The organism is Sphingomonas sp. BK069 (genome assembly GCF_014193405.1).
In the GTDB taxonomy this organism is placed as follows: domain Bacteria; phylum Pseudomonadota; class Alphaproteobacteria; order Sphingomonadales; family Sphingomonadaceae; genus Sphingomonas.
Window position 1 is genome coordinate 245,546 of record NZ_JACHZH010000005.1, and the last position, 18,502, is coordinate 264,047.

Consider the following 18,502-nt stretch of genomic DNA (forward strand, 5'->3'; position numbering starts at 1 on the left):
CCATGGCGCGCGACGCGGCCCGCGCTCACCGTGTCGCGCCGATCGTGTCGAGCGCGTCCAGCGCCGCCGCGTCGAGCACGATCGCTGCCGCGGCGAGGTTCTCGCGCAAGTGCGCCAAGGAGGACGTGCCTGGGATCAGCAGGATGTTGGGCGAGCGGTGGAGCAGCCACGCCAGCGCCACCTGCATCGGCGTCGCGCCCAGCCGCGCCGCCACCGCGTCGAGCGCGCCCGACTGGAGCGGGCTGAAGCCGCCGAGCGGGAAGAAGGGGACATAGGCGATGCCGTCGGCCGCGAGCCGGTCGATCAGCGAATCGTCCTCGCGATGCGCGAGATTGTACATGTTCTGCACGCACACCAGCGGCGCGATCGCGCGCGCCTCCTCCACCTGCGCGGCGGTGGCGTTGCTGATCCCGAGATGGCGGATCAGCCCCTCGTCCCGCATCGCTGCCAACGCGCCATAACCCTCGGCGATCGACCCCTCGCTGCGGCCGTGGCTACCGTCGTGGACGCGGAAGTTGACCACCGCGAGCTGCTCCAGCCCGAGGTTGCGCAGATTGTCGTGGACCGCGGCGCGCAGCGCGGCGGGCGACTGCGCCGGGTCCCACGATCCCTCCGGCCCGCGCACCGCGCCCACCTTGGTGACGATCGTGAGCGACTCGGGATAGGGCGCCAGCGCCTCGCGGATCAGCTGGTTGGTGACGTGCGGCCCGTAGAAGTCGCTGGTGTCGATATGGTCGACCCCGGCCGCGACCGCGGCGCGCAGCACCGCCAGTGCGGCGTCGCGGTCGCGCGGCGGGCCGAACACGCCGGGGCCGGCGAGCTGCATCGCGCCATAGCCGAGCCGGCGCACCGCGCGATCGCCGAGCCTGTAGGTCCTGTTACCGTCCATGGTGCGTCTCCTCGTTCGTGAACACGCAGATAAGCGCTTGCGATTGTGCCGATTAGCCGGGAAGATCGGGACGACCCGTGCGGGAAGCCGAACGATGGACGCCGATCTCTCCGACCTCGAGGCCTTCGTCGCGGTGGCGCGCGCGCGGGGCTTCCGCGACGCCGCGCGGGCGACCGGCCGGAGCGCCTCGACGCTGAGCGAGGCGCTGCGCCGACTGGAGGCGCGCGTCGGTCTGCGGCTGCTCCACCGCACCACGCGCAGCGTCGCGCTGACCGAGGCGGGCGCGCGGCTGCTCGAGCGGCTCGCGCCCGCGCTCGACTCGGTCGCCGCGGCGCTCGGCTCGGTCGACGAGCTGCGCGAGCGACCGACCGGGCTGCTGCGGCTCAACGTGCCGGTGAGCGCGGCCAAGCTCGTGCTGCCCGCGATCCTGACCGGCTTCCTCGCCGCCTTCCCCGACATCCGCGTCGAGATCGACGCCGAGGACTCCTTCGTCGACATCCTCGCCTCGGGCGCGGACGCCGGCATCCGCTACGACGAGCGGCTCGAGCAGGACATGATCGCGGTGCCGATCGGGCCGCGCGTGCAGCGCTTCGCCGCCGCGGCCGCGCCCGCCTATCTCGACCGCCGCGGCCGCCCCGCGCACCCGCGCGCGCTGCTCGACCACGACTGTCTGGTCGGCCGCTTCTCGAGCGGCGCGCTGGCGAGCCCATGGGAGTTCGAGCGCGACGAAGAGGCGGTGCGGATCGAACCGCGCGCGCGGCTGATCGCGCGGGTGGCGGGCGCCGCCGACCTGCTCGTCGACGCCGCCACGGGCGGTGGCGGCATCGTGTACCTCTTCGAAGAGTGGCTCGCCCCCGCGCTCGCCGCCGGCTTGCTCGTGCCGGTACTGGCCGAGTGGTGGCCGAGCTTCCCCGGCCCGTTCCTCTATTACTCGAGCCGCCGCCTGGTCCCGCCGCCGCTGCGCGCCTTCATCGACCATGTCCGCGCGCTCGGCTGAGTCGGATTCGCCGCGGTCCTTGCCCGATCGTCGCGGCGGTAACGGCTGCGGCTTGCGGCGGCCGGCGCGTACGATCACGGAGAAGCGATGACCCACGGCGAGCCGCTCGCACGCGCGATCGCGCGCCACCTGCCGGCGGACGGCACCGTCAGCACCACGCTCCCCGGCGTCACGCTGATCCGCGCCTCGACGCCGACGCTGCCGATGCCGGTGGTCTATGAACCGACGGTCTGCTTCGTCGCGCAGGGTCGCAAGCGCGCGCTGCTCGGCACCGCGGTCTACGACTATGATCCGGCGCATCATCTGATCGCCTCGGTCGGCCTGCCCGTGGTCGGCGCGGTGACCGCGGCGTCCCGGGAGGCGCCTTACCTAAGCCTCCAGCTCGACCTCGACGCGCGCGAGCTCGCCGAGCTGGCGCTCGATCACCCGGTCCCCGCGCGCGGCGACGCGGGCGCGCCGCCCGGACTGACGCTCGGCACCACCGCGCCCGCGCTGCTCGACGCTGCGACCCGACTGGTCGCGTTGCTCGACACGCCCGCCGACGCGGCCGCGCTGGCACCGCTGGTGCGGCGCGAGATCCACTATCGCCTGCTCGCCGCGCCCGAGGGAGCGGCGCTGCGCCAGCTCGCGCGCGCCGACACGCGGCTGAGCCAGATCGGCCGCGCCATAAGGTGGATCCGCGACCATTATCGCGAGCGCTGCCCGGTCGACGAGGCGGCCGCGGTGGCGGCGCTCAGCCGCTCGGCCTTTCACCACCATTTCAAGGCGGTGACCGGACTGAGCCCGCTCGCCTTCCGCACCCGGCTGCGCTTGCAGGAAGCGCGACGGCTGATGCTGAGCGAGGCGATCGAGGCGGCGAGCGCGGGCTATCGCGTGGGTTACGAGAGCCCGTCGCAGTTCAGCCGCGATTATGCGAGGCTGTTCGGGGCGCCCCCCGCCGCCGACGCCGGGCGGCTGCGCGCCGCCGCGGCCGGGTGAGCATGTCGACGCCGCGGCCGGGTGAGCGCGCGGCGGGCGCGGCTCAGCGCCGCGTCGCCACCGGGTGCGTGCCGAAGATCAGCTGCTGCGCCATCGGCCGCCCGATGAAGCGCTCGGGGAAGATCGGCGCCGGCCGGCTCGCCGCGTCGAGACGCGCGAGCTGGTCGTCGTCGAGCACCACCGCCAGCGCGCCGAGATTGTCCTCGGCCTGCGCCAGCGTCCGCGCGCCCATCACCGGCGCGGTCACCGCGGGGTGGCGCAGCGTCCAGGCGAGCGCGACCTGCGAGCGCGACGCCCCTGTCTCGTCCGCCACCGCGCCGACCACCTCGGCGATCGCGAGCGAGCGCTCGTTGAGGTGCCCGGTCGAGGCGATCACGCCCTTGCGCGTCGCCGCGACGTCGGCGCCATTCTCGTCGGAGAGGTCGGCGCGCGTGTACTTGCCGGTGAGGATGCCGCCACCCAGCGGCGACCAGGGCAGCACGCCGAGCCCCAGCGCCTGCGCCATCGGCATCAGCTCGTGCTCGACGGTGCGCTCGACCAGGCTGTACTCGATCTGCAGCGCCACCAGCGGCGACCAGCCGCGCAGGTCGGCGATCGTCTGCAGCTGTGCCGCGCGCCACGCCGGCGTGTTGCACAGGCCGACATAGACCAGCTTGCCCGCGCGGACGAGATCGTCGAGCGCGCGCAGCACCTCGTCGGGCCCGGTCGTGAAGTCCCAGGCGTGGAGGTAGAGCAGGTCGATCCGGTCGGTGTCGAGCTGGCGCAGGCTGGCCTCGACCGAGCGCACCAGGTTGAGCCGGTGGTTGCCGCCCGAGTTCGGGTTCGCCGGGTCGCGCGCCATGGTGAACTTGGTGGCGAGCACCGCGCGCTCGCGCCGGCCGCGCAGGAAGCGGCCGAGCAGCCGCTCCGACTCGCCGTTGGTATAGTTCACCGCGGTGTCGATCAGGTTGCCGCCGCGGTCGAGATAGAGGTCGAGGATGCGGCGGGCCTCCGCCTCCTCGGCGCCCCAGCCCCAGTCGGCGCCGAAGGTCATGGTGCCGAGCGCGAGCGGCGAGACGCGCAGGCCGGAGCGGCCGAGCAGGCGATAGTCGGTGAGCGCGATGGGGGGTGTCATGGATCGTGGCTCCGTGTCGGGTTCGCGCCCGAGATGGCGTGGCCGACGCGGCGACGGTAACCGCTTCGTCCGCGAGGCTTGCCCGATCGTCCGCAGGCCGCGCCTGTTCGAATTTCTCGAACGGATTGCGCGACCTTATCGCGCTCCCCCGACTCGGTTCGCTGGCGTAACTCTCTGATCGCCGGACGCCTTCCGGCGACAGTCACGAGACAGGGAGCGAGCCATGCCGACGATCACCACGCAGGACGGGACCGAGATCTTCTTCAAGGACTGGGGCGCCAAGGACGCGCAGCCGATCATGTTCCACCACGGCTGGCCGCTGTCGTCGGACGACTGGGACAATCAGATGCTGTTCTTCCTGGCGCAGGGCTATCGCGTGATCGCGCACGATCGTCGCGGCCACGGCCGCTCGGCGCAGGTCGATCACGGCCATGACATGGCCACCTATGCCGCCGACGCCGCCGCGGTGGCCGAGCACCTTGACCTGCGCAACGCGATCCACATCGGCCACTCGACCGGCGGCGGCGAGGTCGCCGCCTATGTCGCGCGCCACGGCCTGCCGCAGGGGCGCGTCGCCAAGGCGGTGCTGGTCAGCGCGGTGCCGCCGATCATGGTCAAGACCGAGCGTTACCCCGGCGGGCTGCCGATCGAGGTGTTCGACGGGCTGCGCGCCGCGCTCGCCGCCGATCGCGCCTCCTTCTACCGCGACCTGCCCGCCGGCCCCTTCTACGGCTTCAACCGCGACGGCGCCGAGGTGAAGCCCGCGGTGGTCGACAATTGGTGGCGGCAGGGGATGACGGGCAGCGCCCAGGCGCATTACGAGGGCATCAAGGCCTTCTCCGAGACCGACCAGACCGACGACCTGCGCGCGATCACGGTGCCGACCTTGGTGCTGCACGGCGACGACGACCAGATCGTGCCCTATCAGAACGCCGGCGTGCTCTCGGCCGAGCTGCTGCCGAACGCGACGCTCAAGATCTATCCCGGCTATTCGCACGGCATGCTGACCGTGAACCACGAGGTGCTCAACGCCGACCTGCTCGCGTTCGTGCGGGGATGATCGTTCCGGTACGCTCCTCTTCAGGGAGCGTACCGGCGAGGTGCAGCGACGACGCGCCGGCGGGATCAACCATACCCGCCGGCGACCCCGCGCGAACAGGTCGGCATGGCGCGACGGCGCGGTGCGACACCGTCGCGGCGCCGTCACGCAAATCGCTATACCGGGTCGGTCCGATCACAGCGCAGGAGACCGACCGTGCCGATCTCGACCTACCGCCCTCGCCTGCGCGACCTGCGCCCGCTGGTGCCCGGCGCCGTCGCCACGCCGCCCGCGCCGACGCTCGCCCCCGCGCCGGCGCGCACCACCCCGGCGAGCGACTTCGCCGGCCGCGCCGGCTACGACCCCGCGCACCTGCCCGACTTCGCGGTGGCGCTGCCCTCCACCGCCGGCGTGCGCAGCGACGTGCGCGCGGTACCCGGGCGCGACGACGGCCGGCTCGATTACACGCACTTCTCGCTCGTCCTCTCCGCCAGCCGGCGTCTCGCGCTGTTCACTGCCGCCAACCTCGACGGCGCGCAGAGCGTATCGGTGCCGCGCGGCGGCGATCCCTGGGCGCTCGACGGGCGCCTCCCCGCCGAGGCGCAGGTCGGCGAGGAGCTGTACGCCGACAACGACTTCGACCGCGGCCACCTGGTACGGCGCGAGGATCCCAACTGGGGCACCGACGCCGCCACCGCCAACCGCGACACCTTCCACTTCACCAACTGCGCGCCACAGCTCTCCGCCTACAACCAGCAGACCTGGCTCGGGCTGGAGGATCTGGTGCTGGGTAACACGCGGCGCCAGCGCGAGCGCGCCAGCGTCTTCACCGGGCCGGTGTTCCGCGCCGACGACCCGGTCTATCGCGGCGTCGCCATCCCCTTGGCCTATTGGAAGGTGATCGCCTTCGTCCACGACGACGGCACGCCGTCCGCGACCGCCTATATGATCGACCATGACGTCGATCTCGGTCGCGTCGAGCTGATCTTCGGGCCGTACAAGACCTATCAGCGCTCGGTCGCCGCGGTGGAGCGCGCCACCGGGCTCGACTTCGGCGCGCTCGCGCTGCGCGACGGCTTCTCCAACGAGGAAGCCGCGACCGGCGCGCGGGTCGAGCGCGTGATCCGGGTCGCCGCCGACGTGCTGGTGTGACGCGCCGCCCGACCTCGCGTGCGCCGCGCCTATAATGAGCGCTGATGCCACGAGGGACGGGGTGATGACATGGGGGACGTAGCGCGGCTGGCGGAACGGTTCGCGGCGGCGCACCGGGGCGAGCCGCTCGATTATTCGGTCGACAGCTTGGCGGTGGTCGATCGCCTGCTCGACGCGCGGCGGCAGGCGAAGGGCAAGGCGGCGAGCGTCGCCGCCGAAGCGGGCTGCTATGTCGGCGAGGTGATCCGCCGCCATCTCGGCGGCCGCTGGCGCGACACGCCCGCGGCGCCGGTCAGGCGCGGCTTCCTCGGCCTGTTCGGCGGCGGCCGCCCCGTGTTCGCGCCGGTGCTCGATCTCGGCGTGATCACCGTCTCGCCGGTCGAGAAGGTCCGCGCGCGGCTGCGCGGCCCCAGCGAGGACACGATCGAGATCTATTACGAGGCGGTGGAGCGCACCATCATCCCGCGCGTGGAGGATCTGGCCTAGGACGCGCGCCGGCTGGCGACTCCGCCCGCGCGCTGAGGAGAGGCTGAGCCTGTCGAAGCCTCGTCTCGAAGCGCGATCCGGGCCGCGCCCCCCTCAGCCGAACGGCCGCTCGAGCGACTCCTGCGGCGGCGTGAACCAGGCCGCGCCGTCGGCGGTGACGCGGAAATGATCCTCCAGCCGCACGCCGTAGCGCTCGGGCACCACGATCATCGGCTCGTTGGAATAGCACATGCCCGGCTCCAGCGGGGTGCGGTCGCCGCGCACGAGATAGGCGGGTTCGTGGATCGAGAGGCCGATGCCGTGCCCGGTGCGGTGCGGCAGGCCCGGCAGCCGATAGCCCGGCCCGAGCCCGGCGCGCTCCAGCACCGTCCGCGCCGCGGCGTCCACCGCCTCGCACGTCACTCCCGGCCGCACCGCGGCGAAGGCGGCGGCCTGCGCCTCGCGCTCCACCGCGAAGGTCTCGTACACCTCGGGCGCGACTCGGCCGAAGGCGTAGGTGCGCGTGATGTCGGAATGGTAGCCGTGGACGCGGCAGCCGGTGTCGACCAGCACCAACTGGTCCTCCTCGAGCAGCTGGTCGCCCGGCAGGCCGTGCGGATAGGCGGTCGTCGCGCCGAACTGCACCGCGCAGAAGAAGGAGCCGCCCCCGCCGATCGCCTGGTGCGCCGAGTCGATGAAGCGCTTGACCGCGCTCGCCGCGATGCCGGGGCGCAGGATCGCGGCGGCGCGGCGCTGTACCTCCAGCGTCATCGCCTTGGCGGCGGCGAGGCAGGCGAGCTCGGCGGCGGACTTGACCATGCGGCAGCGGTCGATCACGGCCGCGCCGTCGCTCACCGCCAGCCCGACGCCGCGCAGCCGCTCGCCCCAGCCGAACGGCAGCAGTGGGTCGAGCGCGAGCCGCGCCCCCGGCGCGAGCGCGCGCGCCACCAGTGCGATCGGATCCTCGTCCTCCTCCCACAGCGCTGTCTCGGCCGGGATCGCCAGCTCGGCGGCGAGCGAGCCCTGCTCGAACGCGGGACAGATCATCAGCGGGTCGCCGCTGACCGGCAGCAGCAGCGCCACCATCCGCTCGCTCGCGCCCCAGCCTACCCCGGTGAAGTAGCGCAGGCTCGCGCCCGCACCGACCAGCAGCGCGTCGAGTCCGAGCGCCCCCGCCAGCGCGCGCGCGCGCGCCAGCCGGGCGAGATGCTCGGTCGCGGCGATCGGCGGCACCGCCGGGGCCGGGCGGATCGCGGCGAGCTCGGTGGCGGGGTCGGAGGTGCCGATGGTCATGCGAGCGTCCCGAAGCGGCGGAGATCGTAGGGCGCGAGATCGATCGCGGGCGCCGCGCCCGCGATCGTGTCCGCCAGCAGCTCGGCGGTGACCGGCGCGAGCGTCAGCCCGAGATGCTGGTGGCCGAAGGAATAGTACAGGTTGGCGGCACGGGTCGAGCGGCCGATCGCGGGGAGATAATCGGGCAGGGTCGGGCGTGCGCCCATCCACCGCTCGAACGGCGCGGCGAGCGGCAGCCCGAGCGCCGCGGCATGCGCCTCGAGCCGCTGCCACTTGCGCGGGTCGGGCGGCGCGTCGGCGCGCCCGAACTCGACGAACCCGGCGAGCTGGACTCGATCGGCGTAGCGCGTGGCGATGATCGAGCGGTCCTCGAAGACGAGCGGCGGCAGGTCGGCGGGCCAACCGTGGGCGGCGGCGCGGACGTGATAGCCGCGCTCGGCGATCAGCGGCGCGCGCTCGCCCGCCGCTGCCATCAGGGCGCGCGACCCCACCCCCGCCGCGACGACCACGTGATCGGCGGGATGGCCGGGCACCGCCACCCGATCGCCGGTACGCTCGAGCGTTGCCGTGCCGGTCGCACGCCGAACGCCGGCGGCGTCGAGCGCGGCGTCGAGCGCGACGGCGAGCCGGTCGAGGTCGCTCACCTGCCCGCTGCCGGCGAAGCGGATGGCGTCCGCCACGCCCGGCGCGAGCGCGCGCACGCGCGCCAGCGTCGCGGCGTCGGGCGCGTGAACCGTCGCGGTGCCGGTGTCTGCCGCCTGCCAAGCCGCGCGGCCGCGCGCCGCGCTGGCGTCGCTCTCCCAGGCGACGAGATGACCGTCCGCGCGCACCAGCGCAGGGTCGCCCAGCGCGCCGGCGAGCCGCTGCCACGCCGGCAACGCCTCGGCGAGCAGCGCGCCCAATGCGGCGCGCCCGCGACGGTATCGCGCCGGTCGCGACGCCCAGGTCAGCCGCAGCGCGAAGGGCAGCCAGTCGCGCGCCTGCGCGGGCGGCAGGCTGAGCGGCCCGCCGCGCCAGAACAATCGCCGCGGCACGCCGCGCAGCGTGGCGGGCGAGGCGAGCGGCTCGACCTGTTCGGTAGCGATATGGCCGGCGTTGCCCCAGGATGCGGCGGGCGCGGCAGCGCGCTGATCCAGCAGCGTCACCGCCGCGCCGCGATGCGCCAGCGCGAGCGCCAGCGTGCGCCCGACCACGCCGCCGCCGACGATCAGGATGCGCATCACCGGGTCATCCACACCGCTTCTCATCATCCACCCTATCGTATACGATGGCTCGTCACAAGTGGCTGGATTCACTCAACCGGCCTTGTTGATTGATCGTTAACTACGCATCTGGGATTATACGCCGATCGCGCACGTCCCCTGTGCCGCTCCGAGGACCGTCATGCCCGTTAGCATCATCGCCCGCACCCTGTCCGATCGCGTGTTTGAGATCGTGCGCGAGCGCATCGTCACCGGCGAGCTGCGCGGTAACATGCCGATCCGCCAGGACGCGCTCGCCAGCGAGCTGGGCGTCAGCAAGATCCCGCTGCGCGAGGCACTGGCGCGGCTCGAGCAGGAGGGACTGCTGACGAGCCAGGCCAATCGCGGCTATTCGGTGCAGCCGATGTCGGCGGCGCAGGCGGACGAGATCTTCGCGCTGCGCCTCTCGATCGAGCCGGCGGCCTCGGCGAGCGCGGCGATGGCGGCGGACGAGGCCGGGCGGCAGGGCGCACTGGCGGCGTTCCACGCGCTCGACGAGGCGGCGTCGAGCAACCTCGCCGAGGTGGCAGTGCGCAACCGCGTCTTCCACATCGCGCTGGTGCGCCCCGCCGGGCGGCGGCTGACCACCTCGCTGGTCGAGCGGCTCGGTATCCTGGCGGAGCGCTACACCGTCGCGCATCTCGCCCCCGCGGGCCGCGACGCGCGCGCGCACGTCGAGCATCAGGGGCTGATCGACAGCTGGATGGCGCGCGACGCCGCAGCGCACGAGCGGCTGCTCCACGATCATATCGCCGGAACGCTCGCCGACCTGCGCGCCCAGTTCGCGGCGGGTGCGGTCGCCGCTTAGAAGGTTCATACGCAGCGTAGGCTCGCCAGCGTCGCGCGCACCGCCTCCACCAGCGGGGTGTGCGGTTCCCGGCCCACCGTCGCCACCAGCCGGGCGTTGTCGAGTCGCAGCGGGCGCTGCCACAGATAGCGCATCTCCATCAGCTCGCGCGGCGTCTCCGCCACCAGTGCGGCGAGGCGCAGCTGCCACCACGGCAGCCGGCGGATCGGCACCGCGGGGTCGCCGAGCACGCGCACGATCGCCTCGACCATCTCTCGCCCGTCGGCGTCCCACTGGCCGTCCATATGGTAGCGCGCGAAGGCGGGCAGGTCGTCGCGATCGAGCAGTTGCGCGATCGTCTCGGCCACGTCGGGCAGATAGGCCCAAGCATGCCCGACCCCGCGCCGCCCGGGCTGGCGCACCACGCGCGGGCGCGCGCCGGGGGTCACCAGCCCCTGCGCGAACCAGTTGTTCGCCGCGCCCGGGCCGAAGAAGTCGCCCGCGCGCACGATCAGCACGGGCGCCGCGCCGCGCGCCGCCAGCGCCTCGAGGCGTCGCTCGAGCTCGACCCGGATCGCGCCCTTGCGCGTGACCGGCCGCTGGAGCGCGTCCTCCGCGACCAGCGGGAAGGCGTCGGGACCGTAATTGTAGACCGTGCCGGGCAGCACCACGCGGGCGCCGGTCGCGCGCGCCGCGGCGATCGTGCTGTCGAGCATCGGCAGCACCTGGCCGGCCCAGTCGCGATAGCCCGGCGGGTTGACCGCGTGGACGATCGCCGACGCGCCCACCGCGGCAGCGGCGACCGCGGCGGCGTCACGCGCGTCGCCGCGGAACGGCTCGCAGCGCGGGTCCAGCCGCGCCGCGTCGCCGCGCACCAGCGCGCGGACGCGCCAGCCGCGGTCGAGCAGCCGTCGCGCGGTGGCGCCGCCGATGCCGCCGGTAGCGCCGAGGATCAGGGCCAGTCGCTCGTTCATCACTATGCTCCTTGTTCGTGATGGGCAGATGATGGCGATCGTCCGGTTCATCGAAAATTGCCGATTACCGGTGGTCTGCTATACGGGAATGAATGAACGACAAGCCGAGCTGGGACGTCTATCGCAGCTTCGCCGCGGTGCTGCGGGAGCACTCGCTGTCGGCCGCGGCACGCGCGCTGGGGCTGACGCAGCCGAGCGTCGCGCGCCACGTCGCCGCGCTGGAGCAGGCGGTGGGCGGCGCGCTGTTCGTGCGCTCGCCGCGCGGCCTGTCGCCGACCGATCGCGCGCTGTCGCTGCGCCCGCACGCCGAGGCGCTTGTCGCCGCCGCGACCGCACTGCGCCGCGCCGGGACAGGATCGCCCGACGCGCCCGAGGGCGTGGTGCGGGTCAGCGCGAGCCAGGCGGTGGGCGTGTGGCACCTGCCGCCGATCCTCGCCGCGCTGCGCCGCGCCTACCCGCGGCTCGCGGTCGAGCTGTCGCTGAGCGACTCGGTCGACGATCTGCTCCAGCGCCACGCCGACGTCGCGGTGCGGATGGTCGAGCCGGTGCAGCAGGCGCTGGTGGCGCGGCGAGTCGGCGCGGTGCGGCTCGGCTTGCACGCGCACCGCGACTATCTCGCGCGACGCGGCACGCCCGCGACCGCCGCGGACCTGCGCGACCATGACCTGATCGGCCCCGACACCGAGACCGCCTTCACCCGCGCTGCGGCGGCGCGCTGGCTGCCGGGGCTCGACCGCGCCGCCTTCGCGCTACGCACCGACAGCGATGCCGCGCACGTCGCGGCGATCGCGGCGGGGTTCGGCATCGGCATCTGCCAGACCGCGGTGGCGCGGCGCGATCCGGCGCTGGTGCGCGTGCTGCCTCAGGCGCTCGACGTCGCGCTGCCGCTGTGGATCGTGATGCACGAGGACCTGCGCGGCGGGGCGCGCTATCGCGCCGTGTTCGACGCGCTGGCGGACGGGCTGGCGCAGGTCGTTGCGGCCGATCGGGCGATCACTGCGCCGGGATGAAGTAGGGCGTGTGATGTTCCCAGCTCTTGAAATCGGCGCAGCCAGTAAGCGCGCCGTTTCCCGGATCGTTGGTGTTGAAATGTGGCAGCGCCTTGCCGCCCGCGGTGCGCTGGGTGAGCAGCAGCGCATACCAGGCGGAGCAGGCCTGCGGCGTGACATTGCCGTCGGCGCTGCTGAGGTTGCAGATGGCCGTGATGGCGATGCCTCTGCCGTTCGACACGCCCATGTAGACATAGCCGTTGCCGCCGACGCCGAGATAGGCGTGCGGATCCGCGTCGCAGTAGAAGCTGGCGGCGCGCGCCGCCGGCGCGGCGACGTTCAGGACGACGAGCGCTAGCGCCGCTGCGATGGTCCGGGCCTCACGTATCGGCGTCCAGCGGGATGATCGTAAGGCCGTTGAGCGGCACGACCACCACGCCGGTCGGCCTCATCACGGCGGCACCGTCACCGGTGTCGTCACCGGCGCGGTTCGCACCGGTCACTGTATAATTGGTACGGTTGCCGGCGGGATCATATTGGATCTTGGTCGTCACTGTCGCGCCGTCGGTGGAGACGTCGCTCTGCACCAGCCGCCCGAGCGCGTCATAGGTATAGGTGGTGACGTTCGCCGGCGGGGAGATGGGTGGTGCCGGGGAACTCACTGGGGCCGGGAGCTTCTGAGTGTCGTCTGGGTTTCCGAAGTGCCATTTTCCGCCATCCGATGCCCTTGGGGAAGGCGCTCTGGCCGGTTCCTGTGAGGGCTGCTGGCCCGCCACGGGCGCCGCGATCGCGAACAAAAGAATCAGAAGTAGTTGCACGTGAGACTCCGACGGCAGCGTCACCGTCTTCATTGTAGAGCAGCCACGAAGTGAACGTCGGCATCCTCGACTTCGGTGACCCGCTATGTCGATCCTTGCTCGTCGTCGCGCGATGCGGCCCAAAAAGGGGAGCGAAGACCCGCGCTGCCCGCACACCTCCTATGATGAATTGATCATAGGAGATCGCGCGATGTCCGACGCAGCCGTTCGTCTGATCCGCCACCGGGCCTTCCTGATGGGGCCGGCGTGCTGCGCTCTCGCGCTCGCGGTCGTCACTGCGAATCCCGCGGCGGCGGACAACAGCTACAATACGAACAGCAGCGGGCAACTCAGTGAGGTGCTGACCTACACAAGTGACACGACGATCCTGTTCGCCTTCCCTAACATGCCCAAGGTCCCGAACTGCACGGGCAGATATTTCGTCATCCCCGCCGACCAGGGGCTCGCGCGCGAGCAGGAACTCAGCCGCCTGCTGACCGCCTATACGACGCACGAGTTCGTCAACATCGGCTTCGACGGCCAGACCTGCGGCCCGAATGGCTACATCCTGGTCTACCGCGTCGGCTGAGAACCCGCCGCGCGCCCTTTCCCTCGCCCCCTCAGCGGAGTAGGAGCGGCGGGCGATGACCACTGCCGCTCCCCTCCTGCCCCCGGCCGATTGGCGCGACTTCCTCGCGCTGACCAAGCCGCGCGTGATGACGCTCGTCGTTTTCACCGGCCTGTGCGGGATGCTCGCGGCGCCGGTCGCGGTCGATCCGGTGCTGGGCTTCACCGCGATCCTGTGCATCGCGCTCGGCGCGGGCGCGGCGGGGGCGCTCAACCAATGGTACGAGGCCGATCTCGACGCGGTGATGAAGCGCACCGCGGCGCGCCCGCTGCCGGCGGGGCGGATGGAGCGCCAATCCGCGTTGCACTTCGGCGTCGGGCTCGGCGCCTTCTCGGTGATCCTGATGGGGCTGGCGGTCAATCTCGCCGCGGCGGCGATCCTGGCGGTCTCGATCCTGTTCTACGTGCTGATCTACACCGTGTGGCTGAAGCGGCGCACGCCGCAGAACATCGTGATCGGCGGCGCCGCGGGCGCCTTCCCGCCGCTGATCGGCTGGGCCGCGGCGACGGGCGAGGTCGCGCTGCTGCCGCTGCTGCTGTTCGCGCTCGTGTTCCTGTGGACGCCGCCGCACTTCTGGGCGCTCGCGCTGTTCGTGAAGACCGATTACGCCAACGCGGGCGTGCCGATGCTCCCCGTGGTGGCGGGCGAGCGCGTGACGCGGCGCCAGATCGGTCTGTACACGATCCCGATGGCGCTGGTGGCCCTGGCGCCCTGGCCGCTCGGGCTGGCCGGGCCCGTCTACGGCGTGGTCGCGACCGCGATGACCGCGGTGTTCGCGCTGCTCGCGGCGCTGGTCGCCGCCGGGCGGACCAGCGCGGTGAAGCCGATGCGCCACGAGAAGCAACTGTTCGGCTTCTCGATCCTGTACCTGTTCGTCGTGTTCGGAGCGCTCGTGGTGGATCGGTGGGTGGCATGACGCCGGAGGAACAGAAGCTCGTCCAGCAGCGGCAGAAGGCGCGCGCGATCGTGGTGGCGCTGCTGCTCGCCGCCTTCGTGGTGCTGATCTTCTTCATCACGATCGCCAAGATCCACCAGGGCATGGGGCATTGAGCGTGCCGCGGTCATTCCTGGGGCTCTCGCGCACCGGCCGCACCGCGCTGCTGGCGGTGCTGGGCATCTGCTTCATGACCGGGCTCGCCTTCGCCAGCGTGCCACTCTACCGCCTGTTCTGCCAGGCGACCGGGCTCAACGGCACCACCGGCCGCGCCGAGCGCGCGCCCGGCGGGGTGCACCGCTCGATCACGATCGCCTTCGACGCCAACACCAGCCCCAAGCTGCCGTGGCGCTTCCAGCCTGAGCGCGAGCAGGAGGTGGTGGAGATCGGCGCGCGCGACATGGCCTTCTTCGCCGCCACCAGCCGCGCCGCGCAGGAGACCACCGGCACCGCGACCTACAACGTCACCCCCGCGATCGCCGGCAAATATTTCACCAAGATCCAGTGCTTCTGCTTCACGCAGCAGACGCTGAAGGCGGGCGAATCGCAGCGCATGCCGGTGATCTTCTACGTCGATCCCGCGATCCTCACCGATCCGGACACCAAGGACGTGCAGACGATCACGCTCTCCTACACATTTTACCCGGTGGATTCCGCCGGACGAGCGGGCTAGACGAGAGCCGATAAGCGTAACGGGGAGAGCCGCGCATGGCGGGTGCCAAGAACCACGAGTACCACATCCTGCCGCCCAGCCCCTGGCCGCTGCTCAGCTCGATGGCGGCGCTGGTGCTGGCGACCGGCGGTATCATGTACATGCATTCGGCGACGGCCGGCGGCTGGGTCTTCCTGATCGGCCTCGCCGCGGTGCTGTTCTGCATGTACGGCTGGTGGCACCAGGTGATCCGCGAGGCGCATGCCGGCGACCACACGCCGGTAGTGCAACTCCATTTCCGCTACGGCATGATCCTGTTCATCGCCTCCGAGGTGATGTTCTTCGTCGGCTGGTTCTGGGCCTTCTTCGACTTCTCGCTGTTCCCGACCGCGATGTCCTTCGTCGACGGCCAGGTGGAGCGCGCCGCCGAGGGCGCCGCGGCGATCGCCGCCCAATGGCCGCCCAAGGGGCTGGAGGTGATCAATCCCTTCGAGTTCCCGCTGCTCAACACGCTGATCCTGCTGTGCTCGGGCACCACGGTGACGTGGGCGCACCACGCGCTGATCCACGACCAGCGCGGCGGCGAGAAGCGCGGCTTCTGGGGCCTGCTCGGCGTGGGCGACCGCGACGGCGTGCTCAAGGGCTTGTGGCTGACGGTGGTGCTCGGCGTGCTGTTCAGCAGCATCCAGGCCTACGAGTACATGCACGCGCCGTTCCCGTTCAAGGGCATCAACTACGGCGCCGCGTTCTTCATGGCGACCGGCTTCCACGGCTTCCACGTCCTGGTCGGCACGATCTTCCTGATCGTCAACCTGATCCGCGCCTACAACGGCGCCTTCACGCCGCGGCAGCATTTCGGCTTCGAGGCGGCGGCCTGGTACTGGCATTTCGTCGACGTGGTGTGGCTGTTCCTGTTCGTCACCATCTACGTCTGGGGTGGCTGGGGCGCGCCGGTCCACGCGGGCTGAGGCATATGTCGAGCGAGGAGCGGATCGCGCCGCGCCCGCTCGACGTCGGGCTGAAGGGCCTCTGCCCGCGCTGCGGCGCGCCGACATTGTTCGCGGGCCTGTTGCGCTTCGCCGAGCGGTGCGGCGCCTGCGGGCTTCGCCTCGCCGACTTCAACGTCGGTGACGGCCCCGCCGCTTTCCTCACCCTGATCTGGGGCACGATCGTGGTCGCGCTGGCAATCACGCTCGAGCTCTCGTTCGGTCCGCCGTGGTGGGTCCATGCGCTGCTGTGGGTGCCGCTGACGCTCGCGGGCGTGATCGGCTCGCTGCGGCTGGCGAAGGGCTGGCTGATCGCGGCCGAGTATCGCAACGCCGCGCGCGAGGGGCGCGTGGCGGAATGAGGCGGGTGCCGCTCGTGCCGACGCTGCTGGTCGCGCTCGCCGCGGCGGCGATGGTGGCGCTGGGGCTGTGGCAGCTGCTCGAGCGCAAGCCGCAGAAGGAGGCGCTGCTGGCGCAGCTCGCCGCCAACCCGCGCCTGCCACCGGTCGCCTTCCCGCGCTTCCCCGACGAGACGCTGCTGTTTCGCCGGGCGAGCGCCTTCTGCCTCCAGCCGGTCGGGTTAGAGCGCGCGGGGGCGGGCGCGGCGGGGTTCCGCGTGATCGCGATGTGCCGAACCGGGGCGGAGGGGCCGGGATTGCGCGTGCAGATCGGCACGACGCGGGACGTCAAGACCAAGCCGGCGTGGCGCGGCGGCGAGGTGCGCGGCTGGATCGCGCACGCGCCCGACGCGCGCCCGCTGATCGCGACGGTGATGGCACCGCGCGCGCGCGAGCTGATGCTGGTGAGCGACCGCCCCGCGGCGGGTCTGGCGGCGAACGCGCCGCCCGATCCCGCGAGCGTGCCCAACAACCACCTCGCCTATGCGGTGCAGTGGTTCCTGTTCGCGGGGGTCGCCGTCGTGGTCTACGTCGTCGCGCTGCGGCGGCGGGGGGACGGGCGGACGAACCCTCAAGATCCTCCCCGCTAGCGGGGAGGGCGACCGCCGCGAAGCGGTGGTGGAGGGGGCTCTCCATGACCGCTGCACCATGGGGAGAGCCCCCTCCACCACCGCGCTAGCGCGCGGCGGTCCCCCGTTCCGGGAGGAGTTGACTCACCTCACCCGCTCAGATCCCCGCCCACCAATCGTAGTCGACATTGTCTTCCCAATAGCCGCCGCGCCCCTTGCCGACGCCGGCGAGTGACTCCACCGCGGTGACGCGCATCAGATATTTGGCCTGCTTGTATCCCAGCTGGCGCTCCACCCGCAGCCGCAGCGGCGCGCCATGGCCGACGTCGAGGAAGCGGTCGTTCATCGCCCAGGCCAGGATCGTCTGCGGGTGGAAGGCGTCCACCAGGTCGATCGATTCATAATAGGGCGCCCCGCCGTAATAGTCCGCGCAGGTGAACACGACGTAGCGCGCGCGGTCGCTCAGCCCCGCGGCGCGTAGCACGTCGGCGAGCCGCGGCCCCTGCCATTTGCCGATCGCGCTCCACCCCTCGACGCAGTCGTGCCGCGTGATCTGCGCGCGCTGCGGGAAGGCGCCGAGGTCGCTCAGCGACAAAGCGAGCGGCCGCGCCACCAGCCCGTCGACCGTCAGCCGCCAGTCGGCGAAGCGCCCGGCGCGCAGCGCGGCATAGGCGTCGGTGCCCGGGTCGCGCGTGCCGTTGGTGCGGAAGCGCGGCGACATCTGATCGGGGCGGAACTCGGGCGCGAGCGCGTCGCGGTCGAACAAGGCGCGCTGGAGGCCGCGGTGGATGTCCTCGCCCTTGAACAAGATCGTGCGCACCGTGGGCCGCTCGATGACGCGGTCGCACGCGCCGAGCAGCAGCGCGCTCCCCCCCACCGCGCCGCGCGCGAGCAGCTGACGCCGGCGCAGCATCATTCGGGCACCCGCCACCAGCCGGTGATCATCGAGCGCAGCTCGTTGCCGACCCCGGCGAGGATCACCAGCGTCAAGTGCACCACCGTGAACAGCGCCAGTCCCGCCATCGCGAGGAAGTGGAGCGAGCGCGCTGACTGGCGCCCGCCGAACAGCTCGAGCAGCCACGGCCATGCCGCGTCCATCCCCGGCGAGAGCGCCAGCCCGGTGAGGATCACCAGCGGCAGCAGCACGAAGATCACCGCGACATAGCTCAGCTTCTGCAGCACGTTATATTCGCCCGGTGCCTCGGGATCGTGGAAGCGCAGGTCGAGGTGCGCGCGCACGTCGGCGGCGATGTGGTGCGGCGCGAGGTCGCGGCGGCGCAGGCGCAGGTCGCGCGGGATATGGCGGTTGAGCAGGCTCACGATCAGGTAGCCGAGCAGCGAGAAGGCCAGCACCAACGCGAAGAACAGGTGCCAGCGCCGCGAGATCGCGAGATTGTAGTTGGCCGGGATCGTCAGCCAGGCGGGAAAGCGCGGCAACTGCGCCCAGGCATGGTCGAAATTGGCGCCGTAGCGTCCCCAGTAGAGCCGGGGATGCGCGTTGGAGATGCCGAGCCCCGAGCCGATCAGCACGAACACGGCGACCGCGTTGAGCCAGTGCCACAGCCGCGTGGCGAGCCGGTGGCGATGAACGGCAGTTGCACCCATGCCCCTGTCCTAGCA

Annotated in this window: 23 protein-coding genes; 14 read left to right on the forward strand and 9 right to left on the reverse strand. The window is 72.0% G+C overall.

Going from position 1 to position 18,502, the window contains the following annotated elements:
- Positions 1-25: 25 nt before the first annotated feature.
- Complete coding sequence (locus tag FHY02_RS16660) at positions 26-889, reverse strand: oxidoreductase (RefSeq protein WP_183924225.1); 864 nt, start codon at positions 887-889, stop codon at positions 26-28.
- A gap of 94 nt (positions 890-983) precedes the next feature.
- Between FHY02_RS16660 and FHY02_RS16665 the strand changes: the two genes are divergently transcribed.
- The gene (locus FHY02_RS16665) at positions 984-1,886 is read left to right on the forward strand and encodes a LysR family transcriptional regulator (RefSeq protein WP_183924226.1); all 903 of its coding nucleotides are present in this window, start codon (positions 984-986) and stop codon (positions 1,884-1,886) included.
- An 87-nt stretch (positions 1,887-1,973) separates the two neighbouring features.
- Positions 1,974-2,864: an AraC family transcriptional regulator gene (locus FHY02_RS16670; RefSeq protein WP_183924228.1), complete on the forward strand. Its 891-nt coding sequence runs from the start codon at positions 1,974-1,976 to the stop codon at positions 2,862-2,864.
- A 43-nt stretch (positions 2,865-2,907) separates the two neighbouring features.
- Here FHY02_RS16670 and FHY02_RS16675 read toward each other — a convergent pair whose 3' ends face one another.
- On the reverse strand, positions 2,908-3,978 hold the full coding sequence (locus tag FHY02_RS16675) for an aldo/keto reductase (protein WP_183924231.1): 1,071 nt from the start codon (positions 3,976-3,978) through the stop codon (positions 2,908-2,910).
- Between the two features lie 223 nt (positions 3,979-4,201).
- On the opposite strand from FHY02_RS16675, the gene FHY02_RS16680 reads away from it, so the two are divergent.
- The 3 genes from FHY02_RS16680 to FHY02_RS16690 all read left to right on the forward strand — a co-directional run bounded on the left by FHY02_RS16680 (position 4,202) and on the right by FHY02_RS16690 (position 6,655).
- Positions 4,202-5,038, forward strand: a complete 837-nt coding sequence (locus FHY02_RS16680; protein WP_183924233.1) for an alpha/beta fold hydrolase — start codon at positions 4,202-4,204, stop codon at positions 5,036-5,038.
- A gap of 195 nt (positions 5,039-5,233) precedes the next feature.
- Complete coding sequence (locus tag FHY02_RS16685) at positions 5,234-6,169, forward strand: DNA/RNA non-specific endonuclease (protein ID WP_311721303.1); 936 nt, start codon at positions 5,234-5,236, stop codon at positions 6,167-6,169.
- A 69-nt stretch (positions 6,170-6,238) separates the two neighbouring features.
- Positions 6,239-6,655, forward strand: coding sequence for a DUF6278 family protein (locus FHY02_RS16690; protein ID WP_183924236.1), 417 nt, complete (start codon positions 6,239-6,241; stop codon positions 6,653-6,655).
- Between the two features lie 93 nt (positions 6,656-6,748).
- On the opposite strand, the gene FHY02_RS16695 is transcribed toward FHY02_RS16690, so the two are convergent.
- Together FHY02_RS16695 and FHY02_RS16700 are read right to left on the reverse strand one after the other, a co-directional pair.
- Positions 6,749-7,927, reverse strand: a complete 1,179-nt coding sequence (locus tag FHY02_RS16695; RefSeq protein ID WP_183924238.1) for a Xaa-Pro peptidase family protein — start codon at positions 7,925-7,927, stop codon at positions 6,749-6,751.
- Complete coding sequence (locus FHY02_RS16700; RefSeq protein WP_183924239.1) at positions 7,924-9,147, reverse strand: FAD-binding oxidoreductase; 1,224 nt, start codon at positions 9,145-9,147, stop codon at positions 7,924-7,926. The genes FHY02_RS16695 and FHY02_RS16700 overlap by 4 nt, the downstream gene beginning before the upstream one ends.
- A gap of 163 nt (positions 9,148-9,310) precedes the next feature.
- On the opposite strand from FHY02_RS16700, the gene FHY02_RS16705 reads away from it, so the two are divergent.
- Entirely contained in the window at positions 9,311-9,976 is a 666-nt protein-coding gene (locus FHY02_RS16705) for a GntR family transcriptional regulator (RefSeq protein WP_183924241.1), read from the forward strand.
- 5 nt (positions 9,977-9,981) lie between these two features.
- Here FHY02_RS16705 and FHY02_RS16710 read toward each other — a convergent pair whose 3' ends face one another.
- Entirely contained in the window at positions 9,982-10,929 is a 948-nt protein-coding gene (locus FHY02_RS16710) for an NAD-dependent epimerase/dehydratase family protein (RefSeq protein WP_183924242.1), read from the reverse strand.
- 92 nt (positions 10,930-11,021) lie between these two features.
- Here FHY02_RS16710 and FHY02_RS16715 point away from each other — a divergent pair, with 92 nt between their 5' ends.
- Complete coding sequence (locus tag FHY02_RS16715; RefSeq protein WP_183924244.1) at positions 11,022-11,939, forward strand: LysR family transcriptional regulator; 918 nt, start codon at positions 11,022-11,024, stop codon at positions 11,937-11,939.
- Here FHY02_RS16715 and FHY02_RS16720 read toward each other — a convergent pair.
- Positions 11,923-12,165, reverse strand: a complete 243-nt coding sequence (locus FHY02_RS16720; RefSeq protein ID WP_183924246.1) for a hypothetical protein — start codon at positions 12,163-12,165, stop codon at positions 11,923-11,925. The genes FHY02_RS16715 and FHY02_RS16720 overlap by 17 nt on opposite strands.
- A 133-nt stretch (positions 12,166-12,298) precedes the next feature.
- Complete coding sequence (locus FHY02_RS16725; RefSeq protein WP_183924248.1) at positions 12,299-12,580, reverse strand: hypothetical protein; 282 nt, start codon at positions 12,578-12,580, stop codon at positions 12,299-12,301.
- Between the two features lie 346 nt (positions 12,581-12,926).
- Between FHY02_RS16725 and FHY02_RS16730 the strand changes: the two genes are divergently transcribed.
- From FHY02_RS16730 to FHY02_RS16760, 7 genes are read left to right on the forward strand one after another with little or no spacing between them, the layout of a single operon-like run.
- Positions 12,927-13,304 carry a hypothetical protein gene (locus FHY02_RS16730; protein WP_183924250.1) on the forward strand — a complete coding sequence of 126 codons (378 nt, stop codon included), beginning with the start codon at positions 12,927-12,929 and terminating at the stop codon, positions 13,302-13,304.
- Positions 13,305-13,359: 55 nt separating this feature from the next.
- Positions 13,360-14,259: a heme o synthase gene (locus FHY02_RS16735; protein WP_183924252.1), complete on the forward strand. Its 900-nt coding sequence runs from the start codon at positions 13,360-13,362 to the stop codon at positions 14,257-14,259.
- Entirely contained in the window at positions 14,256-14,393 is a 138-nt protein-coding gene (locus FHY02_RS16740; protein WP_183924254.1) for a hypothetical protein, read from the forward strand. Before FHY02_RS16735 ends, FHY02_RS16740 begins: the two co-directional genes overlap by 4 nt.
- A 2-nt stretch (positions 14,394-14,395) precedes the next feature.
- Complete coding sequence (locus FHY02_RS16745) at positions 14,396-14,950, forward strand: cytochrome c oxidase assembly protein (RefSeq protein WP_219748975.1); 555 nt, start codon at positions 14,396-14,398, stop codon at positions 14,948-14,950.
- Positions 14,951-14,985: 35 nt separating this feature from the next.
- On the forward strand, positions 14,986-15,897 hold the full coding sequence (locus tag FHY02_RS16750) for a cytochrome c oxidase subunit 3 (protein ID WP_183924256.1): 912 nt from the start codon (positions 14,986-14,988) through the stop codon (positions 15,895-15,897).
- Between the two features lie 5 nt (positions 15,898-15,902).
- Entirely contained in the window at positions 15,903-16,277 is a 375-nt protein-coding gene (locus tag FHY02_RS16755; RefSeq protein ID WP_183924258.1) for a DUF983 domain-containing protein, read from the forward strand.
- A complete protein-coding gene (locus FHY02_RS16760; protein ID WP_183924260.1) occupies positions 16,274-16,903 on the forward strand; it encodes an SURF1 family cytochrome oxidase biogenesis protein in 630 nt (209 codons plus the stop codon). Before FHY02_RS16755 ends, FHY02_RS16760 begins: the two co-directional genes overlap by 4 nt.
- A gap of 136 nt (positions 16,904-17,039) precedes the next feature.
- Here the strand turns inward: FHY02_RS16760 and FHY02_RS16765 are convergent, their stop codons facing one another.
- Both FHY02_RS16765 and FHY02_RS16770 read right to left on the reverse strand, forming a co-directional pair.
- Positions 17,040-17,798: a molybdopterin-dependent oxidoreductase gene (locus tag FHY02_RS16765; RefSeq protein ID WP_183924384.1), complete on the reverse strand. Its 759-nt coding sequence runs from the start codon at positions 17,796-17,798 to the stop codon at positions 17,040-17,042.
- Entirely contained in the window at positions 17,795-18,487 is a 693-nt protein-coding gene (locus FHY02_RS16770) for a cytochrome b/b6 domain-containing protein (RefSeq protein WP_183924262.1), read from the reverse strand. Before FHY02_RS16770 ends, FHY02_RS16765 begins: the two co-directional genes overlap by 4 nt.
- Positions 18,488-18,502: the final 15 nt, after the last annotated feature.

Excerpts from the sequence above, each read along its gene's own strand:
- FHY02_RS16660 (WP_183924225.1), bottom strand. The coding sequence starts at position 889 with ATGGACGGTAACAGGACCTACAGGCTCGGCGATCGCGCGGTGCGCCGG.
- FHY02_RS16665 (WP_183924226.1), top strand. The coding sequence starts at position 984 with ATGGACGCCGATCTCTCCGACCTCGAGGCCTTCGTCGCGGTGGCGCGC.
- FHY02_RS16670 (WP_183924228.1), top strand. The coding sequence starts at position 1,974 with ATGACCCACGGCGAGCCGCTCGCACGCGCGATCGCGCGCCACCTGCCG.
- FHY02_RS16675 (WP_183924231.1), bottom strand. The coding sequence starts at position 3,978 with ATGACACCCCCCATCGCGCTCACCGACTATCGCCTGCTCGGCCGCTCC.
- FHY02_RS16680 (WP_183924233.1), top strand. The coding sequence starts at position 4,202 with ATGCCGACGATCACCACGCAGGACGGGACCGAGATCTTCTTCAAGGAC.
- FHY02_RS16690 (WP_183924236.1), top strand. The coding sequence starts at position 6,239 with ATGGGGGACGTAGCGCGGCTGGCGGAACGGTTCGCGGCGGCGCACCGG.
- FHY02_RS16695 (WP_183924238.1), bottom strand. The coding sequence starts at position 7,927 with ATGACCATCGGCACCTCCGACCCCGCCACCGAGCTCGCCGCGATCCGC.
- FHY02_RS16700 (WP_183924239.1), bottom strand. The coding sequence starts at position 9,147 with ATGCGCATCCTGATCGTCGGCGGCGGCGTGGTCGGGCGCACGCTGGCG.
- FHY02_RS16705 (WP_183924241.1), top strand. The coding sequence starts at position 9,311 with ATGCCCGTTAGCATCATCGCCCGCACCCTGTCCGATCGCGTGTTTGAG.
- FHY02_RS16710 (WP_183924242.1), bottom strand. The coding sequence starts at position 10,929 with ATGAACGAGCGACTGGCCCTGATCCTCGGCGCTACCGGCGGCATCGGC.
- FHY02_RS16715 (WP_183924244.1), top strand. The coding sequence starts at position 11,022 with ATGAACGACAAGCCGAGCTGGGACGTCTATCGCAGCTTCGCCGCGGTG.
- FHY02_RS16720 (WP_183924246.1), bottom strand. The coding sequence starts at position 12,165 with ATGGGCGTGTCGAACGGCAGAGGCATCGCCATCACGGCCATCTGCAAC.
- FHY02_RS16730 (WP_183924250.1), top strand. The coding sequence starts at position 12,927 with ATGTCCGACGCAGCCGTTCGTCTGATCCGCCACCGGGCCTTCCTGATG.
- FHY02_RS16735 (WP_183924252.1), top strand. The coding sequence starts at position 13,360 with ATGACCACTGCCGCTCCCCTCCTGCCCCCGGCCGATTGGCGCGACTTC.
- FHY02_RS16740 (WP_183924254.1), top strand. The coding sequence starts at position 14,256 with ATGACGCCGGAGGAACAGAAGCTCGTCCAGCAGCGGCAGAAGGCGCGC.
- FHY02_RS16750 (WP_183924256.1), top strand. The coding sequence starts at position 14,986 with ATGGCGGGTGCCAAGAACCACGAGTACCACATCCTGCCGCCCAGCCCC.
- FHY02_RS16755 (WP_183924258.1), top strand. The coding sequence starts at position 15,903 with ATGTCGAGCGAGGAGCGGATCGCGCCGCGCCCGCTCGACGTCGGGCTG.
- FHY02_RS16760 (WP_183924260.1), top strand. The coding sequence starts at position 16,274 with ATGAGGCGGGTGCCGCTCGTGCCGACGCTGCTGGTCGCGCTCGCCGCG.
- FHY02_RS16765 (WP_183924384.1), bottom strand. The coding sequence starts at position 17,798 with ATGATGCTGCGCCGGCGTCAGCTGCTCGCGCGCGGCGCGGTGGGGGGG.
- FHY02_RS16770 (WP_183924262.1), bottom strand. The coding sequence starts at position 18,487 with ATGGGTGCAACTGCCGTTCATCGCCACCGGCTCGCCACGCGGCTGTGG.